This is a genomic window from Sphingomonas sp. OTU376, from assembly GCF_038440415.1.
GTDB lineage: Bacteria > Pseudomonadota > Alphaproteobacteria > Sphingomonadales > Sphingomonadaceae > Sphingomonas > Sphingomonas kyeonggiensis_A.
Map to the genome: position 1 here is coordinate 24,965 of NZ_JASATQ010000049.1, position 17,263 is coordinate 42,227.

Here is a 17,263-nt window from a genome sequence, read left to right on the forward strand (position 1 = left end):
CTGCGCATGTCCCGTTTCGAGTTCACCATCCACGCCACCGACGGCAAGGCGCGCCTTGGCACCATCGCCATGCAGCGCGGCGATATCCGCACGCCTGCCTTCATGCCGGTCGGCACCGCCGCCACCGTCAAGGCGATGAAGCCGCAGGACGTGCGCGCCGCCGGCGCCGACATCATCCTCGGCAACACCTATCACCTGATGCTGCGCCCCGGCGCCGAGCGCGTCGCGCGGCTCGGCGGGCTGCACAAGTTCATGCACTGGGATCGCCCGATCCTCACCGATTCGGGCGGCTATCAGGTGATGAGTCTGGCCGACCTGACCACCCGCAGCGAGGAGGGCGTCTCTTTCAAGTCGCACCTCGACGGCACCCGCCACCTGCTCTCGCCGGAGCGCTCGATCGAGATCCAGCGCCTGCTCGGCAGCTCGATCACCATGGCGTTCGACGAACTCGTCCCCACCACTTCGACCCGCGAAGTCCAGGCCGCTGCGATGGAGCGATCGATGCGCTGGGCCAAGCGCAGCCGCGACGCCTTCTTCGCCGCCGAGGAGCATGCCGAGCACAATGCGATCTTCGGCATCCAGCAGGGCGCACTCGACGAGGGGCTGCGCAAATACTCCGCCGACGCGCTGCTCGATGTCGGCTTTGACGGCTATGCCGTGGGCGGCCTCGCGGTTGGCGAGGGCCAGGAAGCGATGTTCGGCGTGCTCGACTATGCACCCGGCCAGCTCGATGCGAGCAAGCCGCGTTACCTGATGGGCGTGGGCAAGCCCGACGACATCGTCGGCGCGGTCGAGCGCGGCATCGACATGTTCGATTGCGTGCTGCCCACCCGCTCGGGGCGCACCGGCCAGGCCTTCACCCGCACCGGCCCGATCAACATCCGCAACGCCAAGTTCGCCGAGGACCAGGGCCCGCTCGATCCCGCCTGCCCCTGCCCGGTCTGCGGCACCTGGAGCCGCGCCTATCTCCATCATCTCGTCCGCGCCGGCGAGATTCTCGGCGCGATGCTGATGACCGAGCACAATATCTGGTTCTACCAGGTGCTGATGCAGGACCTGCGCGAGGCCATTGGCGAAGGCCGGCTCACCGAGTTCGCCAACGGGTTCCGCGCTTCCTATTACAGCACCAAGGCCTAGGCTGGCCGCGGGAGGTTCGACATGGCCGAACATTGCTGCTCCGCGAAGGGAAAGGAACTTGAGCGCCTCGCCGTCCAGGCCGAGCAGCGCCGGGTGCTCACCATCGTGCTGGCGATCAACGCGACGATGTTCTTCCTCGAGTTCGGCGCCGGCGTGATCGCCGGCTCCGCGGCGCTGATGGCCGATGCGGTCGACATGCTCGGCGACGCGCTGGTCTATGGGCTCAGCCTCTATGCACTGGCCCGCAGCGACCGGTGGAAGGGTGGCGCGGCGTTGGCCAAGGGCGTGTTCATCCTCGCCTTCGGGATCGGCATCCTGATCGACATCGCGATCAAGCTGCGGAGCGGCATCCCGCCCTCCTCCACGCTGATGCTCGGCTTCGGTACGCTGGCGCTGGCCGCAAATCTGCTTTGCCTGCGGCTGCTGTGGCGCTTCCGCGCGCAGGACGTGAACATGGCCAGCACCTTCGAATGCTCACGCAACGACGTGGTGTCGAACATCGGTGTGCTGGTAGCGGCGGGCGGCGTTGCGATCTTTGCCTCGCCTTGGCCAGACATACTGGTGGGCGCAGCCATCGCTGCCCTTTTCCTGCGTTCGGCATTCGGCGTGATCCGCAGCGCGCTGCCGGTACTGCGCACCTCGCATGGTTAAAATTACCTTTACCATCAAGTGTTTCGCCATAGGACATGGGAAAATCCGGGGGCGCGGGGGGGCCCGAAATCGACTATAGCCACGCCCGGGCAAGGGGCCCGTACGGGGTTGGGCACGCGTGTTCTGGCGGCGTTTCTCGAAGATGCAGGCGCGGGGGATCGCAGCGGCAATCGTCGCGTCGCTGATCGGCGCAGGCTTCTCCGCCCAGGCGCTCGCCCCCGACACCAAGCCCAAGGCGAATCCCAAGCCGGTGGCCGTCGGCTATGAAGCCGAGGATCATTTCCCAGGCGCCGCCTTCTATTATGCCGTCGATGACGATGCCGCGGTGAGCGCGGGTACGACCGGCACTACCGCGCTTCCCGACATGCCGATCCCCGCCGATGCGCTCGACACACCGGTCGACGGATCGATCCAGCCCGCCCTGCCCTTCCACCTCGCCGGCAGCGGCGTGGACAAGGCGCGCGCGCTCCAATGCCTGACCACCGCGATCTATTACGAAGCCGCCAACGAGCCGAGCGACGGCCAGCGCGCGGTGGCGCAGGTGATCCTCAACCGCGTGCGCCACCCCGCCTTTCCAGCCACGGTGTGCGGCGTGGTGTTCCAGGGATCGGAGAAGCGCGGCTGCCAGTTCAGCTTCGCCTGTGACGGCGCCATGGCCCGTGCGCCGATGCGCTCGGCCTGGGACCGCGCCGCCAGGGTCGCCGCCGCCGCGCTTTCCGGCCAGGTATTCGGCGCGGTGGGCGAGGCGACGCACTATCACACCTATGCCGTTACCCCGTCCTGGAACCGCAGCCTGGTGATGACCGGGGTGTTCGGCGCGCATTTCTTCCATCGCTGGAAGGGCTGGTGGGGCACCGCCGCCGCCTTCCGCCAGGCCTATCGGGGCGGCGAGCCCCTGCCCCAACCGCATGCCCGGATCGACCTGGCCGATGCGATAGCACCGGTCGTACCGGTGCCTGCAATGGCAACGGCGCTCCCGGCCAAGCCATCCACCCCGATCGCCACCCCGCGCGAGACGATCCAGCCGGCCTATGCCCAGAGCGGCACGCCGCTCGGCGGTTATGTGCCCAAGGCCGTGCCGAGCACATCGCCGATGGACCAGGGCGAGTCGCAGATCCTCGACAAGTGGAAGGACAGCGGCAAGCCGCTGCGCTGAGTGGGTCGACAACTCACCCTTCACCGTCAAGCTGAACTTGTTTCAGCATCCAAACCTCCTCCGGCGATATCGTTCGTGGATAGTTGGACCCTGAAACAAGTTCAGGGTGACGCCAGGCCTTGATGGCCTCGGCTCTGAACATCGCCGCCGCTCCCCAAACGGCAACGGGCTCCGCCTTGCGGCGGAGCCCGTCCTGTCAGGTTCCCCCAGGGGGCCGGGAAAGGGGAACCCGCTAGCCTTTACCAGCGACGGCCGGGGCCGCGGTGGTCGTTGCGATCGTGCTTCTCGATCCGGATGCGCGCCGAAAGCGCATCGAAGCGACGGTCCAGGTCACGGCGCTCGGCCAGCGTCAGGCCGGGGCGCGAGCGGCGATACTGGGCCTCAAGCCGGTTGAGGCTGGCGAACTCGGCACGGAGGCGAGCCGCCTCGCTGCGGCTCAGAGCGCCCGAACGCACGCCCTGGTTGATACGGGCCTCGAGGTTCGCCTGGCGGCCATTGATCGACTGCCATGCCTGGAAGGCGGGCGCCGGATGCGGTGCGGCCATCGCGGCGGTCATCGGAACAGCCGAAACGGCGATGCCAAGGCCGGCGAGCATCAGGGTGAACTTCTTCATGTCTACGCTCCTCTTCAAAAACCGGGCCGTCCCTGCGGCCTGGAACCTTTATGGGGACCGCCTGTCGCATGCCTGTCCCGATCCCCGCGCTTTTGTGTCGCAAGCTGTCGCGCGGCCGCGGGTTCCGTTCAGGTTCGGGGAAGCGAGTCCCTCTCGCGGCGACCGGAGCGTCGGCGGAATCGATTGACGCGCCGGTCGCTTGCCCTAGATTCCTCGCAAGTATCTCGGGGGATTGGGATGTCGCTTTCGATTGCCGAACTGACGCTGGTCGAGCAGCGCGTAACCAACGACGCGCCCAGCATCGCGGTCGCCTATCTCTTCTGGCTGTTCCTGTGGTTCGTCAGTGCCCACCGCTTCTATCTGGGCCGACCGGTGTCGGCGATCCTCCAGATCCTGTCCTATTTCGTGGTGATCGGCTTCGTCTGGTTGCTGATCGACCTGTTCCTGATCCCTGGCATGATCCGCGAGAAGAAGGACGAGATCCGCCACGAGATGATGCGCCGGCTGGCTACGGCCTGACACCCGCGCGGCGTTGACGCGGCCAATATCTGCGATACTGTGCAGGCTTCCTGAGGGGGAAGCCACCACATGCCGTATCGCCATGCCCATTGGTATCTGCTTGCGATCTTTCCGCTAGCGGCGCTGGCCTTCTGGCCCGGCTATCTCTCAACGATCGGCACCGCGCCGCTGCAGATGCATGCGCATGGCATCACCGCTACGCTGTGGCTGGCGCTGCTCGTCGCGCAGAGCTGGCTGATTCATTCCGGCAACAATGCACTGCACCGCACCCTGGGCGCGGCCAGCCTGGCGCTGTTCCCGCTGTTCCTGGCCGGCGGATCGATGATCTTCCTCGGCATGGCGCAGCGCTTCGCCGATCCGCCCTCGCCCTTCTACACCATGTACGCGCCCGGCCTGGCCTGGATCGACATGATCTCGGTCGCTGCCTTTGCCTGGTGCTATTATTCGGCGCTGCGCACCCGGCGGACCGTGCAGTTCCACGCGCGCTACATGCTGGCGACCGTGATCTTCCTGCTGCCGCCGATCCTCGGCCGTCTGGCCCCGATCCTGCCGCCGCTGTCGATCAACGGCCCTGCCGACTTCTGGAAGCTGGACATCGGCTTCCAGCTCGGCAATGCGATCACCGCCGCGATCGCCTTCAGCCTGGCGCTCGGCAGCGCACGGCACGGCCATCCCTTCTTTGTCGCGGGGGCTGCGACCGTGCTGGGGGGCGTGTTATTCCAGTTCGTCGGCCCGATGGCGGCGTGGCGGCACCTGTTGGTGGAATTTGCCGTGCTGCCGCCCCTGCCGCTTGCGCTGGCGGCGGGGATTGCGGGGGTGGGCATTGCCGCGGCCGGCTGGATGGCCGGACGCGCACCGCATCTGCCGGAGGTTGCAACCGCCTAGGCGGCGATCAGCCGCTCGGCCTGGGCGCGTGCCTCGTCGGTGATCTCCGCACCCGACAGCATCCGCGCGATTTCCTCGCGGCGCTCCCCGGCACCCAGCGGCGTTACCCCGGTGCGGGTGACCGTCCCGTCATGGCTCTTGGCGATCAGCAGATGCTGGGCACCCCGCGCCGCCACCTGCGGGCTATGCGTCACCACCAGCACCTGCGCGGTATCTGCCAGCCGCGCCAGCCGCTCGCCGATCGCACTCGCCACCGCTCCGCCGACACCGCGATCGATCTCGTCGAAGATCAAAGTCCGCGCCCCGCCTTCCTCGGCCAGCGCCACCTTCATCGCCAGGATGAAGCGCGACAGCTCGCCGCCCGAGGCGATCTTGACCAGCGGCGCGAAGGGCGCGCCGGGATTGGTCGAGACTTCAAACTCGACCCGGTCCATGCCGAAGCTCGACCAGTTCGCCTCGTCCTGCGGCTCGACCATGGTGCGGAAGCGCGCTGCGTCGAGTTTGAGCGGCTTGAGTTCGGTCATCACCGCCGCATCGAGCCGCGCCGCGGCCAGCGCGCGCTTGGCCGAGAGCGTCTTCGCGGCATCGGCATAGGCGGCGTGCGTCTCGTGCACCGCCGCTTCCAGCTTCGCGATCCCCGCTCCACCGCTCTGCACGCGGTCCAGTCGCCCGGCCAGTTCCTCGAGCAGGGCAGGCAGCGCATCCGGCTGCACCCGATGCTTGCGCGCCTGCCCACGCAGCTCGAACAGCCGTGTTTCGTCTGCTTCCAGCGCGGCGGGATCATAGGCCAGTGCCTCGGCGGCGACGTCCACCCGGTCCTGCGCCTCGGCCGCCTCGGTGATCGCGCGGTCGATCGCGGCCAGCGCCTCGGCCAGTGCCTCATGGTCGCCGGCAATCCGCTCGAGCACCCGCGCCGCCTGGCGCAGCTGGCTCAGCCCGCCTTCGGAGCCATCGAGCAACTCGGCAATGCCCTGTAGCTCGCTGGCGATCTTCTCGCCGCGCTGCATCGAGGCACGCCGCTCGGCGAGCATTTCCTCCTCGCCTGCCTCGGGCGCCAGCGCGCGCAGCTCGCCCACGGCATGTTCGAGCCACTCACGGTCACGCTCGGCGACGTCCTGCTCGGCTCGCGCCACCGCCAGCGCCGCCTCGGCATCGCGCCACGCTTTGTGCGCGATCGCCACCGGGCCAACCTCGCAGCGCCCGAACGCATCGAGCAGCGCCCGGTGCCCGCGCGGATTCAACATGCCGCGGTCGTCATGCTGGCCATGGATCTCGACCAGATGCGGCGCCAGCTCGCGCAACAGCCCCGCCGAGGCCGGCTGGTCGTTGAGGAACGCCCGGCTGCCGCCATCCGCCTTGACGATACGCCGCACGATCAGCGGCTCGCCCGGCTCCAGCTCCAAGCCATTCTGGTGGAAGATATTGGCGACTTCGCCGTCCCGCGCCGGCGCCTCGAAGCTAGCCGTCACCACGGCTTGCGCAGCGCCGTTCCGCACCAGCCCGGTCTCGCCGCGCGCGCCGAGCGCCAGGCCCAACGCGTCGAGCAGGATCGACTTGCCCGCCCCGGTCTCGCCGGTGAGCACGCCAAGGCCGGCGCCGAACTCCAGGTCCAGCGCCTCGATCAGGACGACGTCGCGAATAGCCAGCGCAGTAAGCATGCGCCCGCTCCTATCGCAGGAACTTAACGAGAACGAAAGCCCCGAGCATCAGCTCGCGGGCTTGGTCGCCGCCTGGGCCTGCTGCACCTTGCCCTTGTTTTCCTGCATCAGCTTGTAGGCGTGGCTATACCAGTCGGTGCCCGGATAGTTGGCGCCGAGCACGGCCGCGGCCTTCTCGGCTTCCTCCGGCACGCCGAGCGCCAGATAGCTCTCGGTCAGGCGCATCAGCGCCTCGGGCACGTGGGTAGTGGTCTGATACTGATCGACCACGGTGCGGAAGCGCAGCGTCGCCGAGAGCCACTGGCCACGCGTCTCGTAGAAGCGGCCGATCTCCATTTCCTTGCCGGCCAGGTGGTCGCGGACAAGGTCGATCTTCAGGCGCGCATCGGCGGCGTATTTGGTGTTCGGGTAGCGGCGGGTCAGCTCGCCCAGCGAATCGAGTGCCTGCTGCGTGATCTTCTGGTCGCGCTGCACGTCGCTGATCTGCTCGTAATAGCTCAGGCCGATCAGATAATAGGCGTAGGGCGCGTCGCGGTTGCCCGGATGCACCGCCAGGAAGCGCTGTGCCGACGAAATGGATTCGGTGTAGTCGCGGTTCAGATAATAGCTGAACGCGCCCATCAGCTGCGCGCGGCGCGCCCAGACCGAATAGGGGTGCTGACGCTCGACTTCGTCGAACAGCGCGGCGGCCAGCTTGTACTGGTGCTGGTCGAGCTTCTGCTTGGCGGTGGAATAGAGCGTGCCGACGTCGCGCGCGACATAGGGAAGGTCCTTGCCGCCACTCTTCTTGGCGCAACCGGCCATCGAGAGCGCGAGAACCGGAAGCAGGGAGAGCGCAAGCGCGCGAGTGGTGGAAGTACGCATGGGCGGGGGTCTTAGCGCGGTCCCGTGGCTTCAAACAATCCTTTTCGCGGCGTCATTGTGTCATTGCCGGAGCCACCCATAATCAGCAATTGCGGCGGGAGCCTCGAGGGGGCATGCGCGTTCCGATACAGAACCGTTTTTCACGAGGGAAATTGTGACCGCTACCCTGCTTGCCACCCATCGCGTCGAGAAGCCCTGGGGTCGCCACACCCTGTGGCCGGGCTTCGCCGATCCCGCCGCCGATGGCGAGCCGGTCGGCGAGATCTGGTTCCAGACGCCGGGCAACAGCGCGCCCGATCTGCTGATCAAATACCTGTTCACCAGCGAGAAGCTGTCGGTCCAGGTCCACCCGACCGACGAGCAGGCTCAGGCCGTGGGCCTGCCGCGTGGCAAGGACGAATGCTGGGTGATCCTGGCCGCCGAACCCGATTCGACGATCGCGCTGGGCACCAAGGCGCCGGTCGACCACGAGACGCTGCGCGCCGCCGCGCTCGACGGCTCGATCGAGCATCTGCTCGACTGGAAGCCGGTCAAGGCCGGCGACTTCTTCTATTCGGGCTCGGGCACGATCCACGCGATCGGTGCAGGGATCACGCTGGTCGAGGTGCAGCAGAACAGCGAGACCACTTATCGCCTCTATGATTATGGCCGTCCGCGCGAGCTGCATCTCGACCAGGGCGTCGCCGTTTCGGATGCGGTGCCGTACGTGCCGCACCCGATGCCGGGCCGCGTGAGCGATGACCGCAATATCCTGGTCGAAGGCCCCAAGTTCGTGCTCGAGCGCTGGGAGGGCGGCCACCGCACCTTCACTGTACCCGAGGGCACCACCGGCTGGCTGATCCCGCTGCGCGGCGAAGGCGTCGTCGACGGCGTGGCGTTCGAGGCCGGCCAGTGCCTCACGGTAGAGGGCAGCGCCGATCTCCACGCCGAGGTCGGCAGCGACCTGCTCTTCGCCTATCCGGGCGAAACGCGCATCTGATCCATGGCTCCCGCGTGAACGGGAAGTAGTTTCCCGTTCACGCAACCGCTCTCCGCCCGGCACGTTGGTTGCCCGGGAAAACAAGGAGAGATTCCATGCGTATCCTTTTCGCCGCCGCGGTTGCCGCGGCCGCCCTCGCGACGCCTGCCGCCGCCCAGGGCTGGAACGAGCGCGAGGCGCGCGCCGATTGCCGCCACGACCTGCGCAATTCGGACAGCCGGGGCGAGTATCGCCGCGAGCTGCGCGACTGCCGCCGCGACATCAACAATGCCCAGCGTCGCGACGATCGCGAATGGCGCCGCGATTATCGTCGCTATCGCAACTACGACTATAACCGCCTGCCCCCGGGCGAGCGCTATTACAACCCGGGCGACTATTATCGCGACGGCCGCTATTATCGCGAGCGCCGCCTGAGCCGGAACGACCGCATCTATCGCGGCAATGACGGGCGTTACTATTGCCGCCGCTCGGATGGCACGACCGGCCTGATCGTGGGCGGCGTCGCCGGCGGTCTGCTCGGCAACGCGCTGTCGAACGGCCGCAACGCCACGCTCGGCACGCTGCTCGGCGCGGCCGCGGGTGCAGCGCTCGGCTCGTCGGTCGACCGCGGCGAGGTTCGCTGCCGCTAAGCAACGTGCTTGCCACGCAGGCAGAGAGGGGCCCGGTGGAAACGCCGGGCCCTTTTGCGTGCTCCCTCGTCACCCCGGCCTTGTGCCGGGGTCCACCGGGAGGCGAATGCCGGCCAAGAAGCTGGAACGCAGGACACGAGGCACCGTGGACCCCCGCACAAGGCCGGGGGGGCGGATGGAGCGAAGGCCCGCGCCGCCCGCCGCGACGAAATCAGAAGATGAAGCCGCCCAGCCAGAGGCGAAGGAAGCCGACGCCGGCCACGACGATGTTGAGGTTGCGCCCCGAATTCGAGTCCGAAAGCGCGCCGAGCGCCAGTCCGACCACGGCGATCGGAATCACCAGATAGTTGAGCCACCCGAGCAGCGGAATCAGGGCGATCAGCATCAGCGGCAGGGCAATGATGCCCACGAGGATCGAGAGCAGGTTCAGCATGTGCGAAGCTATACCCTATCGCGAGTGTGTTATCAACATACAACAGTCAGGCAGCGAGCGGGATCAGGATCTCCGTCCTGCGCAGCACCGCCGGGGTGAAGGGCGAGTTGTAGAAGGCATGTTCCACCGGCCCCGCCGCGCTCAGCCCGTTGCGCCCGATCCAGGCGCGAAGCTCGGCCTCATGCGCATCGAACGCGCCTTCGCTGTCCACCCCGGCAAAGCGCAATGCGGCGATACGCCGGGCAGGCAGCTTGCGCAGCCGGACGCCAGCCTCCGGATCGGGCAGGCTCTCGATCGCCACATCAGCGGGCATCAGGAAACGCGTGCGCCATCCGCGCCCGTCCTCGTCGCCATCGGAGAGCACCGGCACGGTCATCGGCAGCCGACCGCCACCGCGGTCCTTGCCGAACACATAATCGGCCAGCCGGGTGAAGCCGACCGACAGCGCCGCCTGGCGGAGCCCCGGCACCACCACTTCGGCGACAAGCAGGCCAGGATAGTCGCGTACGCTGATCGCGCCGTCGCGCGTCACGGTGCTGAACCGGGCTTCTTCCTCAGGCTTGTGGAGCAGCACATATCCGACACCGGCAGCAACGGCGGCGGCCACGCCGGCGCCGATCATCTTCGCGTTGAGCTGCATGCATAACCCTTCGATCGTTCGGCCAAATACGCACACGATCCGTCCGGGGTTCCGCTTATGGTTAACGCGGCTGTGGATGGAAATCCAGCTTCCCAAAGCCTTCCTTAACCCTCCTTCGGCATAACCTCGCGCCAAAGGAGCGTGTGAAGATGGCCCGCCGCGTTAATGTCCTGTTGCTTGCCCTGCCCCTCGCGCTCGCGGGATGCGGCAATAATGGCAGCCTGGGCGATGTTTCGGATACCGAGAGCGGCAATGCCGCCGATCCGGCGCTGGCCAGCGCGCTGCAGGGCCAGATCATGGTCGATCCCCAGCTCGGCCGCCAGGCCAATGGCGACGCGATCCGCCCGCCCGCCCAGCCCTATTCGGGCGGCGTGCCCAATGACAATGTCGCGGCGAACGGCAGCAAGATCGACAATGGCCAGCTGCTCAAGACCCCCGCCCCGACCCAGGCGACCAAGGATTGCACCCAGTGCTCTGCCGCGCGCGATGCGGTCACGCTCGGCGGTCTCGCCGCCCGCCAGAAGGATCCGAAGAGCAACCAGTGCGCCGCCTCGCTGCAATATGCGGCGGCATGGGCGCAGCGCCTGCCGAAGGACCTGCCGCTCTATCCCCAGGCCCGCGTCACCGAAGCCGCCGGCAGCACCGCCGGCCAGTGCCAGCTGCGCGTGGTGAGCTTCTCATCGCCCCAGCCGATGCAGGTGATGCTCGACTGGTACTACACCAAGGCGATCCGCGGCGGGTACACCGGCGAACATCAGGTCGACGGCAAGGAGCACATCCTGGGCGGCACCCGCGACAAGGATGGCGGGGCGTACGTCCTGTTCCTGACCACCCGCCCCGATGGCGGCACGGACATCGACATGGTCGCCAACAACGGGATCTAAGCCCGCTGTTCAAAGCACATCGTCACCCTGAACCTGTTTCAGGGCCCAACGTGCCTCAAGCAACATCGCCGGGGGAAAGTTGGATGCTGAAACAAGTTCAGCATGACGAAGTGGACAGGGTGATCAACAGCAAGGTTCCCCTCTCCCCGATTCCGCGCTAACCGCTGCGGATGCCCCCCATCCTTCTCGTCATGCTCGGCGGCGCCTTCGGTTCCGCGGCGCGCTATCTTACCGGCAAGCTCACGCTTGGCTGGTTCGGGCCCGACTATCCGTGGGGAACGCTGGCCGTGAACCTGATCGGCGGCTTCCTGATGGGCATGCTCGCCGGCACGCTGGCGAAGATCGGCCAGGGCGGCGAGCAATGGCGCCTGCTGATCGGCGTCGGCCTGCTTGGCGGCTACACGACTTTCTCTGCCTTCACCCTCGACCTGATGAACATGATCGAGCGCGGCGACTATGGCATGGGGCTGGGCTATATCCTTGCCTCCGTGGTCGGTTCCGCCCTCGCGCTGTTCGCCGGCCTCAGCATTTTGCGAGCCCTTCCATGACAGACGCCGTCCGCCAGTTCACCGTCAAGCCCGATGACGACGGCATCCGCCTCGATCGCTGGTTCAAGCGGCACCTGCCCGATACCAGCTTCAACCTGGTCTCCCGCTGGGCGCGCACCGGTCAGCTGCGCATCGACGGTGCGCGCGCCAAGCCCGGCGACCATGTCGCGATGGGCCAGGTCATCCGCGTCCCTCCGGCCGAGGCGCCGGCGCCGGACAAGCCCGGCCGTCCGAAGCGCGTGCGCGTCGTCAATCTGAGTGAGGAGCAGATCGATTTCGCCCGCTCGATGGTGATCCACCAGGACGATGCGGCATTCGTGCTCAACAAGCCCCCCGGCCTCGCCACCCAGGGCGGCACCAAGACCACCGAGCATGTCGACGAGCTGCTCGATGCGCTCCAGTACGACATGGAGAGCCGGCCCAAGCTCGTCCACCGGCTCGACAAGGATACGTCGGGCGCGCTGCTCGTCGCCCGCACCGCCCGCGCGGCGGCGGCCTTCTCGAAGAGCTTCTCCAGCCGCACCGCGCGCAAGGTCTATTGGGCGCTGATCGTCGGCGTGCCGAGCATCGAGGACGGCATGATCGAGCTGCCGATCGGCAAGCAGCCGGGCACCGGCGGCGAGAAGATGCATGTCGACGAGAAGGAGGGCTCGCCCGCCCGCACCCGCTACCGGGTGATCGCGCGCGCCGGCAATCATGCCGCCTGGGTCGAGCTCCAGCCCTTTACCGGGCGCACTCACCAGCTGCGCGTCCACATGGCGGCGATCGGCTTCCCGATCGTCGGCGACGGCAAATATGGCGGGGCCGAAGCCTTCCTGACGGGCGGTATCAGCCGCAAGATGCATCTCCACGCCCGCCGCCTCCGCGTCGATCATCCCGATGGTGAGCGGATCGACGTGCGCGCATCGCTACCGCACCATTTCGCCGAATCGCTGCGTACGCTCGGCTTCGAGGAAGCGGAGGGCGATGCGCTCCACCTCGATGACGGTCCGCCGCCGATGACGAAGGAACAGCTCAAGGCCAATGCCCGCGCGCATGCCAAGTCGGTGCGCAAGGAGCGTCGAGGCGAGCGGCGCGGCCGCGGCGAAGGCCCGACCGGCGACAAGCCCGCACCCCGCAGCGGCGGCAAGCCGAGCACCCGCAAGGCGCCCGCGGCCAAGCCCGGTAGCGCCAAGCCCGGCGCGCGCAAGCCCGCCACCGGCAAGCCCGCAGGCAAGCCCGGCGCCCGGCCCGGCCCGCGCAGTGGTGGTGGTGCGAAGCCCGGCGGCGGACGCAGCGGCCCGCCGCGGAGCCGCTGATGCACCCGCATCCGGCCTTCCGCTGGGAAGACCGCCCGGCGATCCGCGATCTGGTCCGCGACATCGGCTTCGGCGCGCTTTTCGCATCGACGCCCGAGGGTCCACGCGTCGCGCATGTCCCGGTGGTCTGGCTCGACGACGATACGCTCGCCTTCCACGTCTCGCGCGGCAACCGCATCGCGAAGCATCTCGACGGCGCCACCGCCCTGTTCAGCCTGCAGGGGCCGGACGCCTATGTCAGCCCCGACTGGTACGACATGGGCCCGGACGAAGTCTCGACCTGGAACTATGTCGCGGTCGAGCTTGAGGGGAACGTCTCCCGCATGGACGATGCCGGGCTGCTCGAGCATCTCGATGCGCTTGCGCACGAGCAGGAGCGCCGCCTCGCGCCCAAGCCCGAATGGAAGCGCGACAAGGTCGATCCCGCGAAGATCGCCAAGATGCTGACTGCGATCACCGGCTATCGGCTGCAGGTCCAGGCCTGGCGCGGCACGCTCAAGCTCGGCCAGAACAAGCCCGATGCCGCCCGCCTCGCCGCCGCCGATGCGCTTGAGGCCCTGGGCCGCCGCGCGATGGCCGCGCTGATGCGGGGCGCGAAATGAACCGCCTCGCCGTATTCGATTGCGACGGCACACTCGTCGATTCGCAGGCCAATATCTGCCGCGCGATGGAAGCGACCTTCGCCGCGCACCGGCTCGATCCGCCCGATCGGAACGCCATCCGCCGCATCGTCGGGCTCAGCCTGGTTCCCGCCATCGCGCAGTTGCTGCCCGAGGCCGATCCGGCACTGCACGAAGCGATGGCCGAGGAGTACAAGCGCGCCTTCCACGCGATGCGGGCGAGCGCCGCGCTCGATCCCGAACCGCTCTACGACGGCATCCTCGAGACGATCGAAGCGCTCGACGCCGCCGGCTGGCTGCTCGGCGTCGCCACCGGCAAGTCCGATCGCGGGCTGCACCTGATCCTCGAGCATCACCGCATCCGGCACCGCTTCATCACGCTGCAAACCGCCGATCGCCATCCGTCCAAGCCGCACCCCGCGATGCTCGAGCTTGCCATCGCCGAGGCCGGTGCCGCGCCCGAGACCACGGCGATGATCGGTGACACCAGCTTCGACATGGCGATGGCCCGTGCCGCTGGCACGCATGCGCTTGGTGTGCTATGGGGATACCACACATCCGAGGAGCTGCTCGGCGCCGGCGCCCATGGGCTCGCCGACCACGCCAGCCAGCTCTTCGCGCATCTGGAGCGGATATGACCGAGGCCGAGCAGCTGGCGCGCAAGCGCTATTACATGATCGTCGCGCTCAACATGCTCGGCACCGCCGGCGCGGTGCTCGGCCTGCTGATCGCCGGGCGCGCGCAGAATTACGGCGTCACCGTGTTCGGGGGTGCCATCCTGCTCGCCTCGCTCTATTTCATGGCGGTGGTGCCGCGCTTCCTTGCCCGGCGCTGGAAGACCCCCGTGGAGGCAACACCCGAAGCATGAAGCGTTTCTGGAAGGAAGTTACCGTCGAGAATGGCCAGGTGGCACTCGACGGCAAGCCGGTGCGCACGCCGGGTCGCGCGCCCCTCGCCCTGCCGACTCCCGCGCTTGCCGAAGCGGTGGCCGAGGAATGGCGCGCGGTGGGCGAGACGATCGATCCCCGCGCGATGCCGCTCACCGGCCTCGCCAATGCCGCGATCGACCGGATAGCGCCCGACACCGCGACCTTCGCCGCCGGCCTCGCCGCCTATGGGGAAAGCGACCTGCTCTATTACCGGGCCGAGGATCCCATCCAGCTGGTCGAGCGCCAGGCCGAGGCCTGGGACCCGCTGCTCGACTGGGCGCGCGGCCGCTATGACGTGCATTTCGAGACCACCGCCGGCGTGATGCACAAGCCCCAGCCCGAAGCCACGCTCGCCCGGCTGTCCGAAGCGGTGCACGCGCTCGACGCCTTCCGCCTCGCCGGCCTGTCGCCGGTGGTAACGGTCAGCGGCACGCTGGTCGGCGCGCTGGCGCTGCTCAAGGGCGCGGTCGAAGCCGAGACCCTGTGGCAAGCCGCGCATGTCGACGAGCTGTGGCAGGCCGAACTGTGGGGCGAGGACGCGCTTGCGCTCGAAGCCCGCGAGAACCGCCGCGCGGAGTTCATGGCGGGGGTGAAGTTCCTCGGGCTGCTCTAAAGCTCCCGGAAGCACCCCAGGATCAGCCGCCTGGCATCGAAGGGAATCTCTCCCTCCACCTCCAGGCTGCCGTCTGCGTGCATCGCCTCCTCGGCGGCATCGAGCGTCGCCTTGTCGGGCCAGACCTGCCAGGAGATGACGATCTTCTCCCCCGGCTCGGCCGCTACCGCCTTGCGGAAGTCGGTCACCGAGCCGTCGGGCACGAAATCCTCCCAGGCCTCGGTGATCGACACGCAGCCATGCGCCTTGAAGATCGCCGCGCCCCGCTCGGCCCATGCACGATAGGCCTCGCGCTTCGCCTCCGGCACCGGGATCACCAGTGCGCAGATATACATCAGGCGCTCGTCGGCACCGGCCGCGGCAGCGCCCAGGCGAGCACCGCCCCCGCCGCGACCCAGCTCGCCACGTCGCTGATCCACAGATAGGTGAAATAGCCCCAGGGCGCGTGGTTGAAGATCGGCTGGCCGAGATCCGAATAGGCGGTCACCGCCACCGCGATGATCGCGACCAGCTTCAGCCGATCGGCAAAGTCCAGGCTCGCTGCCACCAGGCGCAGCGCGAAGCCCGCGACCAGCACGCAGACTATGGCGAGGATCAGCCCGCCGAACAGCGCGCTCGCGTCGAACGCCGCGAAGCCATGCTGGTTGAACAGGATCATCGCCACCGGTCCCTGGCCGTAGAGCGCGGTGCCTGCGGGCGTATAGGACCAGGGCACCGGATAGGCGCCGGTGCCGAGGGGCCCGAGATGTTGCGCCAGCGCCGCATGAAGCGCCGCGCTCGCGGCATCGTCCGTCTTGGAAAGCGCGAGCAGGCTGAGGGGCGTACCCCAGAAGATGAAGCCCACCAGCCACATTGCGAGCCCACCAAGGACTCCGCCGAGCAACAGTCTAGCCATCATAACCTCCCCCGTTGGGAAGGTTACTTCATCAACCCGCGGATGAATCCGATCAAGCCCGTCTGGCGCGAGCGCTTGAGCCGCTCGGCGTTCAGGATCGTGTGGACCGAGCGGTAGCATTGGTCGACATCGTCATTGACCAGCACATAGTCATAGCCGTCCCAGTGGCTGACTTCGGCGGCCGCACGCGCCATGCGGGCGTCGATCACTTCGATCGAGTCGGTCGCGCGATTGACCAGCCGCTGGCGCAGTTCGACGAAGGACGGCGGCAGGATGAACACGCGGACCACATCGCCGCCGGCCAGCTGGAACAGCTGCTGCGCGCCCTGCCAGTCGATGTCGAACAGCACGTCGCGGCCCGAGTCGAGGATCTCCTCCACGGTCGAGCGCAGCGTGCCGTAGCGGTGGTTGAACACATGCGCCCATTCGAGGAACTCATGGTTGTTCGCGATTTCGCGGAACCGCTCGAGATCGACGAAATGATAGTCGACGCCGTCCACTTCCCCCGGCCGCATCGCGCGGGTGGTGACGGAAACGGACATCTGGAGATGCTCGTCGGCGGCAAGCAGCTTGCGCGCGATCGTCGACTTGCCGGCGCCGGAAGGCGAGGACAGCACGAACAATACGCCGCGTCGCTTGAATCCGTGCGGGTCGGTCTCGGTGGAATGGGGCATGGGTGCCTTTGGCGTGGGAGTCGCTCCCCCGTCAAGCTAGGACCGGACGTAACGGACCTTCCGTTTCGGGAAAATCAGCCGCCAGACGAAGCGCAACACCAGGAAAAGTGCCGCCAGCACCCAGCCGACCGGCCCCATCCGCACCAGCAGCCGCTCGACGCCGAGGCCGATCAGCGCCCCCTTCACGCCGCCCTTGCCATCCGAGCGGTCGATCCGGTTGCCGATAAAGGCGGCGAGCAGCTTGCCGATCATGCGGCTTCCTGTCGGCCCCTGGTGAAGTGGTGATAGGCATAGGCCGCGCCGCCGATCACGATCGCGGCGGGCACGATCTTCTTCGCCGCCTTCCAGGTCAGCACCCCGGCGATCGCGCCGAGCGTCCCGCCCTCACCGTCCGCACGGTCGATGCGGTTGCCGATCCAGCCTGCGATTGCGTCCCCGATCATGGTTGCTCCGTCGTAAGTGGTTACGAAGAGCAAGCGATTGAGAAGGGCTGAAGTTCCCCTCCCTGGAAGGGAGGGGGCAGGGGTGGGTAGAATGCTCGCGATACGGAAAGGGGGGGGGGGGGGGGGGGGGGGGGGGGGGGGGCGCCGGGGGGGGGGGGGGGGGGGGGGGGGGGGGGGGGGGGGGGGGGGGGGGG

Annotated in this window: 24 protein-coding genes; 14 read left to right on the forward strand and 10 right to left on the reverse strand. The window is 67.8% G+C overall.

Annotation, left to right across the window (positions count from 1 at the left end; all coding sequences use genetic code 11):
- Positions 1-6 precede the first annotated feature (6 nt).
- The 3 genes from tgt (at position 7) to AAHM44_RS18075 (ending at position 2,944) form a co-directional block, all read left to right on the forward strand.
- Positions 7-1,137, forward strand: a complete 1,131-nt coding sequence (gene tgt, locus AAHM44_RS18065; protein WP_342250848.1) for a tRNA guanosine(34) transglycosylase Tgt — start codon at positions 7-9, stop codon at positions 1,135-1,137.
- Positions 1,138-1,158: 21 nt separating this feature from the next.
- Positions 1,159-1,788, forward strand: coding sequence for a cation transporter (locus tag AAHM44_RS18070; RefSeq protein WP_269574335.1), 630 nt, complete (start codon positions 1,159-1,161; stop codon positions 1,786-1,788).
- Between the two features lie 118 nt (positions 1,789-1,906).
- Complete coding sequence (locus AAHM44_RS18075; protein ID WP_342250849.1) at positions 1,907-2,944, forward strand: cell wall hydrolase; 1,038 nt, start codon at positions 1,907-1,909, stop codon at positions 2,942-2,944.
- Positions 2,945-3,183: 239 nt separating this feature from the next.
- Here AAHM44_RS18075 and AAHM44_RS18080 read toward each other — a convergent pair whose 3' ends face one another.
- The gene (locus AAHM44_RS18080; RefSeq protein WP_269574333.1) at positions 3,184-3,558 is read right to left on the reverse strand and encodes a hypothetical protein; all 375 of its coding nucleotides are present in this window, start codon (positions 3,556-3,558) and stop codon (positions 3,184-3,186) included.
- 237 nt (positions 3,559-3,795) lie between these two features.
- Here AAHM44_RS18080 and AAHM44_RS18085 point away from each other — a divergent pair, with 237 nt between their 5' ends.
- Together AAHM44_RS18085 and AAHM44_RS18090 are read left to right on the forward strand one after the other, a co-directional pair.
- Complete coding sequence (locus tag AAHM44_RS18085; RefSeq protein WP_184170153.1) at positions 3,796-4,077, forward strand: TM2 domain-containing protein; 282 nt, start codon at positions 3,796-3,798, stop codon at positions 4,075-4,077.
- A gap of 69 nt (positions 4,078-4,146) precedes the next feature.
- Complete coding sequence (locus AAHM44_RS18090) at positions 4,147-4,962, forward strand: hypothetical protein (protein WP_342250850.1); 816 nt, start codon at positions 4,147-4,149, stop codon at positions 4,960-4,962.
- Here AAHM44_RS18090 and recN read toward each other — a convergent pair.
- Entirely contained in the window at positions 4,959-6,620 is a 1,662-nt protein-coding gene (gene recN / locus AAHM44_RS18095; RefSeq protein ID WP_342250851.1) for a DNA repair protein RecN, read from the reverse strand. The two genes, AAHM44_RS18090 and recN, sit on opposite strands and share 4 nt — an antisense overlap.
- Before the next feature lie 48 nt (positions 6,621-6,668).
- Positions 6,669-7,484 (reverse strand): outer membrane protein assembly factor BamD, encoded by an 816-nt coding sequence (locus AAHM44_RS18100; protein ID WP_184170162.1) that lies wholly within the window; start codon positions 7,482-7,484, stop codon positions 6,669-6,671.
- A gap of 154 nt (positions 7,485-7,638) precedes the next feature.
- Between AAHM44_RS18100 and AAHM44_RS18105 the strand changes: the two genes are divergently transcribed.
- Positions 7,639-8,463: a class I mannose-6-phosphate isomerase gene (locus tag AAHM44_RS18105; RefSeq protein ID WP_342250852.1), complete on the forward strand. Its 825-nt coding sequence runs from the start codon at positions 7,639-7,641 to the stop codon at positions 8,461-8,463.
- 95 nt (positions 8,464-8,558) lie between these two features.
- A complete protein-coding gene (locus AAHM44_RS18110) occupies positions 8,559-9,092 on the forward strand; it encodes a glycine zipper 2TM domain-containing protein (RefSeq protein WP_269574329.1) in 534 nt (177 codons plus the stop codon).
- Positions 9,093-9,303: 211 nt separating this feature from the next.
- Here AAHM44_RS18110 and AAHM44_RS18115 read toward each other — a convergent pair whose 3' ends face one another.
- Entirely contained in the window at positions 9,304-9,525 is a 222-nt protein-coding gene (locus AAHM44_RS18115) for a hypothetical protein (protein ID WP_269574328.1), read from the reverse strand.
- Positions 9,526-9,571: 46 nt separating this feature from the next.
- Positions 9,572-10,165: an SOUL family heme-binding protein gene (locus tag AAHM44_RS18120; protein ID WP_184170171.1), complete on the reverse strand. Its 594-nt coding sequence runs from the start codon at positions 10,163-10,165 to the stop codon at positions 9,572-9,574.
- Positions 10,166-10,314: 149 nt separating this feature from the next.
- On the opposite strand from AAHM44_RS18120, the gene AAHM44_RS18125 reads away from it, so the two are divergent.
- The 7 genes from AAHM44_RS18125 (at position 10,315) to AAHM44_RS18155 (ending at position 15,057) form a co-directional block, all read left to right on the forward strand.
- Positions 10,315-11,049: a hypothetical protein gene (locus AAHM44_RS18125; RefSeq protein WP_342250853.1), complete on the forward strand. Its 735-nt coding sequence runs from the start codon at positions 10,315-10,317 to the stop codon at positions 11,047-11,049.
- A gap of 170 nt (positions 11,050-11,219) precedes the next feature.
- Complete coding sequence (crcB, locus tag AAHM44_RS18130) at positions 11,220-11,597, forward strand: fluoride efflux transporter CrcB (RefSeq protein WP_269574325.1); 378 nt, start codon at positions 11,220-11,222, stop codon at positions 11,595-11,597.
- Complete coding sequence (locus tag AAHM44_RS18135; RefSeq protein ID WP_269574324.1) at positions 11,594-12,895, forward strand: RluA family pseudouridine synthase; 1,302 nt, start codon at positions 11,594-11,596, stop codon at positions 12,893-12,895. The genes crcB and AAHM44_RS18135 overlap by 4 nt, the downstream gene beginning before the upstream one ends.
- Positions 12,895-13,497 carry an FMN-binding negative transcriptional regulator gene (locus AAHM44_RS18140; protein WP_342250854.1) on the forward strand — a complete coding sequence of 201 codons (603 nt, stop codon included), beginning with the start codon at positions 12,895-12,897 and terminating at the stop codon, positions 13,495-13,497. The genes AAHM44_RS18135 and AAHM44_RS18140 overlap by 1 nt, the downstream gene beginning before the upstream one ends.
- Positions 13,494-14,153, forward strand: coding sequence for an HAD-IA family hydrolase (locus AAHM44_RS18145; RefSeq protein WP_269574322.1), 660 nt, complete (start codon positions 13,494-13,496; stop codon positions 14,151-14,153). The genes AAHM44_RS18140 and AAHM44_RS18145 overlap by 4 nt, the downstream gene beginning before the upstream one ends.
- Positions 14,150-14,383 (forward strand): hypothetical protein, encoded by a 234-nt coding sequence (locus AAHM44_RS18150; protein ID WP_269574321.1) that lies wholly within the window; start codon positions 14,150-14,152, stop codon positions 14,381-14,383. Before AAHM44_RS18145 ends, AAHM44_RS18150 begins: the two co-directional genes overlap by 4 nt.
- A complete protein-coding gene (locus AAHM44_RS18155) occupies positions 14,380-15,057 on the forward strand; it encodes an ATP12 family chaperone protein (protein WP_269574320.1) in 678 nt (225 codons plus the stop codon). The genes AAHM44_RS18150 and AAHM44_RS18155 overlap by 4 nt, the downstream gene beginning before the upstream one ends.
- Here AAHM44_RS18155 and AAHM44_RS18160 read toward each other — a convergent pair.
- The 5 genes from AAHM44_RS18160 to AAHM44_RS18180 are packed head-to-tail and all read right to left on the reverse strand — an operon-like array spanning position 15,054 to position 17,069.
- Complete coding sequence (locus tag AAHM44_RS18160) at positions 15,054-15,392, reverse strand: DUF1428 domain-containing protein (RefSeq protein WP_269574319.1); 339 nt, start codon at positions 15,390-15,392, stop codon at positions 15,054-15,056. The two genes, AAHM44_RS18155 and AAHM44_RS18160, sit on opposite strands and share 4 nt — an antisense overlap.
- Positions 15,392-15,952: a hypothetical protein gene (locus tag AAHM44_RS18165; RefSeq protein ID WP_269574318.1), complete on the reverse strand. Its 561-nt coding sequence runs from the start codon at positions 15,950-15,952 to the stop codon at positions 15,392-15,394. Before AAHM44_RS18165 ends, AAHM44_RS18160 begins: the two co-directional genes overlap by 1 nt.
- A gap of 23 nt (positions 15,953-15,975) precedes the next feature.
- Positions 15,976-16,626: a guanylate kinase gene (gene gmk / locus AAHM44_RS18170; protein ID WP_184170200.1), complete on the reverse strand. Its 651-nt coding sequence runs from the start codon at positions 16,624-16,626 to the stop codon at positions 15,976-15,978.
- Positions 16,627-16,662: 36 nt separating this feature from the next.
- On the reverse strand, positions 16,663-16,878 hold the full coding sequence (locus AAHM44_RS18175) for a hypothetical protein (RefSeq protein ID WP_269574317.1): 216 nt from the start codon (positions 16,876-16,878) through the stop codon (positions 16,663-16,665).
- Positions 16,875-17,069: a hypothetical protein gene (locus tag AAHM44_RS18180; RefSeq protein ID WP_269574316.1), complete on the reverse strand. Its 195-nt coding sequence runs from the start codon at positions 17,067-17,069 to the stop codon at positions 16,875-16,877. The genes AAHM44_RS18175 and AAHM44_RS18180 overlap by 4 nt, the downstream gene beginning before the upstream one ends.
- Positions 17,070-17,263 lie beyond the last annotated feature (194 nt).

Bases quoted from the DNA above. Each gene is read 5' to 3' on its own strand.
- gmk (WP_184170200.1), bottom strand. From the start codon at position 16,626: ATGCCCCATTCCACCGAGACCGACCCGCACGGATTCAAGCGACGCGGC.
- AAHM44_RS18070 (WP_269574335.1), top strand. From the start codon at position 1,159: ATGGCCGAACATTGCTGCTCCGCGAAGGGAAAGGAACTTGAGCGCCTC.
- AAHM44_RS18080 (WP_269574333.1), bottom strand. From the start codon at position 3,558: ATGAAGAAGTTCACCCTGATGCTCGCCGGCCTTGGCATCGCCGTTTCG.
- AAHM44_RS18180 (WP_269574316.1), bottom strand. From the start codon at position 17,069: ATGATCGGGGACGCAATCGCAGGCTGGATCGGCAACCGCATCGACCGT.
- AAHM44_RS18120 (WP_184170171.1), bottom strand. From the start codon at position 10,165: ATGCAGCTCAACGCGAAGATGATCGGCGCCGGCGTGGCCGCCGCCGTT.
- AAHM44_RS18140 (WP_342250854.1), top strand. From the start codon at position 12,895: ATGCACCCGCATCCGGCCTTCCGCTGGGAAGACCGCCCGGCGATCCGC.
- AAHM44_RS18115 (WP_269574328.1), bottom strand. From the start codon at position 9,525: ATGCTGAACCTGCTCTCGATCCTCGTGGGCATCATTGCCCTGCCGCTG.
- AAHM44_RS18150 (WP_269574321.1), top strand. From the start codon at position 14,150: ATGACCGAGGCCGAGCAGCTGGCGCGCAAGCGCTATTACATGATCGTC.
- AAHM44_RS18155 (WP_269574320.1), top strand. From the start codon at position 14,380: ATGAAGCGTTTCTGGAAGGAAGTTACCGTCGAGAATGGCCAGGTGGCA.
- AAHM44_RS18085 (WP_184170153.1), top strand. From the start codon at position 3,796: ATGTCGCTTTCGATTGCCGAACTGACGCTGGTCGAGCAGCGCGTAACC.
- AAHM44_RS18145 (WP_269574322.1), top strand. From the start codon at position 13,494: ATGAACCGCCTCGCCGTATTCGATTGCGACGGCACACTCGTCGATTCG.
- AAHM44_RS18090 (WP_342250850.1), top strand. From the start codon at position 4,147: ATGCCGTATCGCCATGCCCATTGGTATCTGCTTGCGATCTTTCCGCTA.
- AAHM44_RS18165 (WP_269574318.1), bottom strand. From the start codon at position 15,952: ATGGCTAGACTGTTGCTCGGCGGAGTCCTTGGTGGGCTCGCAATGTGG.
- AAHM44_RS18110 (WP_269574329.1), top strand. From the start codon at position 8,559: ATGCGTATCCTTTTCGCCGCCGCGGTTGCCGCGGCCGCCCTCGCGACG.
- AAHM44_RS18135 (WP_269574324.1), top strand. From the start codon at position 11,594: ATGACAGACGCCGTCCGCCAGTTCACCGTCAAGCCCGATGACGACGGC.
- AAHM44_RS18160 (WP_269574319.1), bottom strand. From the start codon at position 15,392: ATGTATATCTGCGCACTGGTGATCCCGGTGCCGGAGGCGAAGCGCGAG.
- recN (WP_342250851.1), bottom strand. From the start codon at position 6,620: ATGCTTACTGCGCTGGCTATTCGCGACGTCGTCCTGATCGAGGCGCTG.
- crcB (WP_269574325.1), top strand. From the start codon at position 11,220: ATGCCCCCCATCCTTCTCGTCATGCTCGGCGGCGCCTTCGGTTCCGCG.
- AAHM44_RS18100 (WP_184170162.1), bottom strand. From the start codon at position 7,484: ATGCGTACTTCCACCACTCGCGCGCTTGCGCTCTCCCTGCTTCCGGTT.
- tgt (WP_342250848.1), top strand. From the start codon at position 7: ATGTCCCGTTTCGAGTTCACCATCCACGCCACCGACGGCAAGGCGCGC.
- AAHM44_RS18175 (WP_269574317.1), bottom strand. From the start codon at position 16,878: ATGATCGGCAAGCTGCTCGCCGCCTTTATCGGCAACCGGATCGACCGC.
- AAHM44_RS18125 (WP_342250853.1), top strand. From the start codon at position 10,315: ATGGCCCGCCGCGTTAATGTCCTGTTGCTTGCCCTGCCCCTCGCGCTC.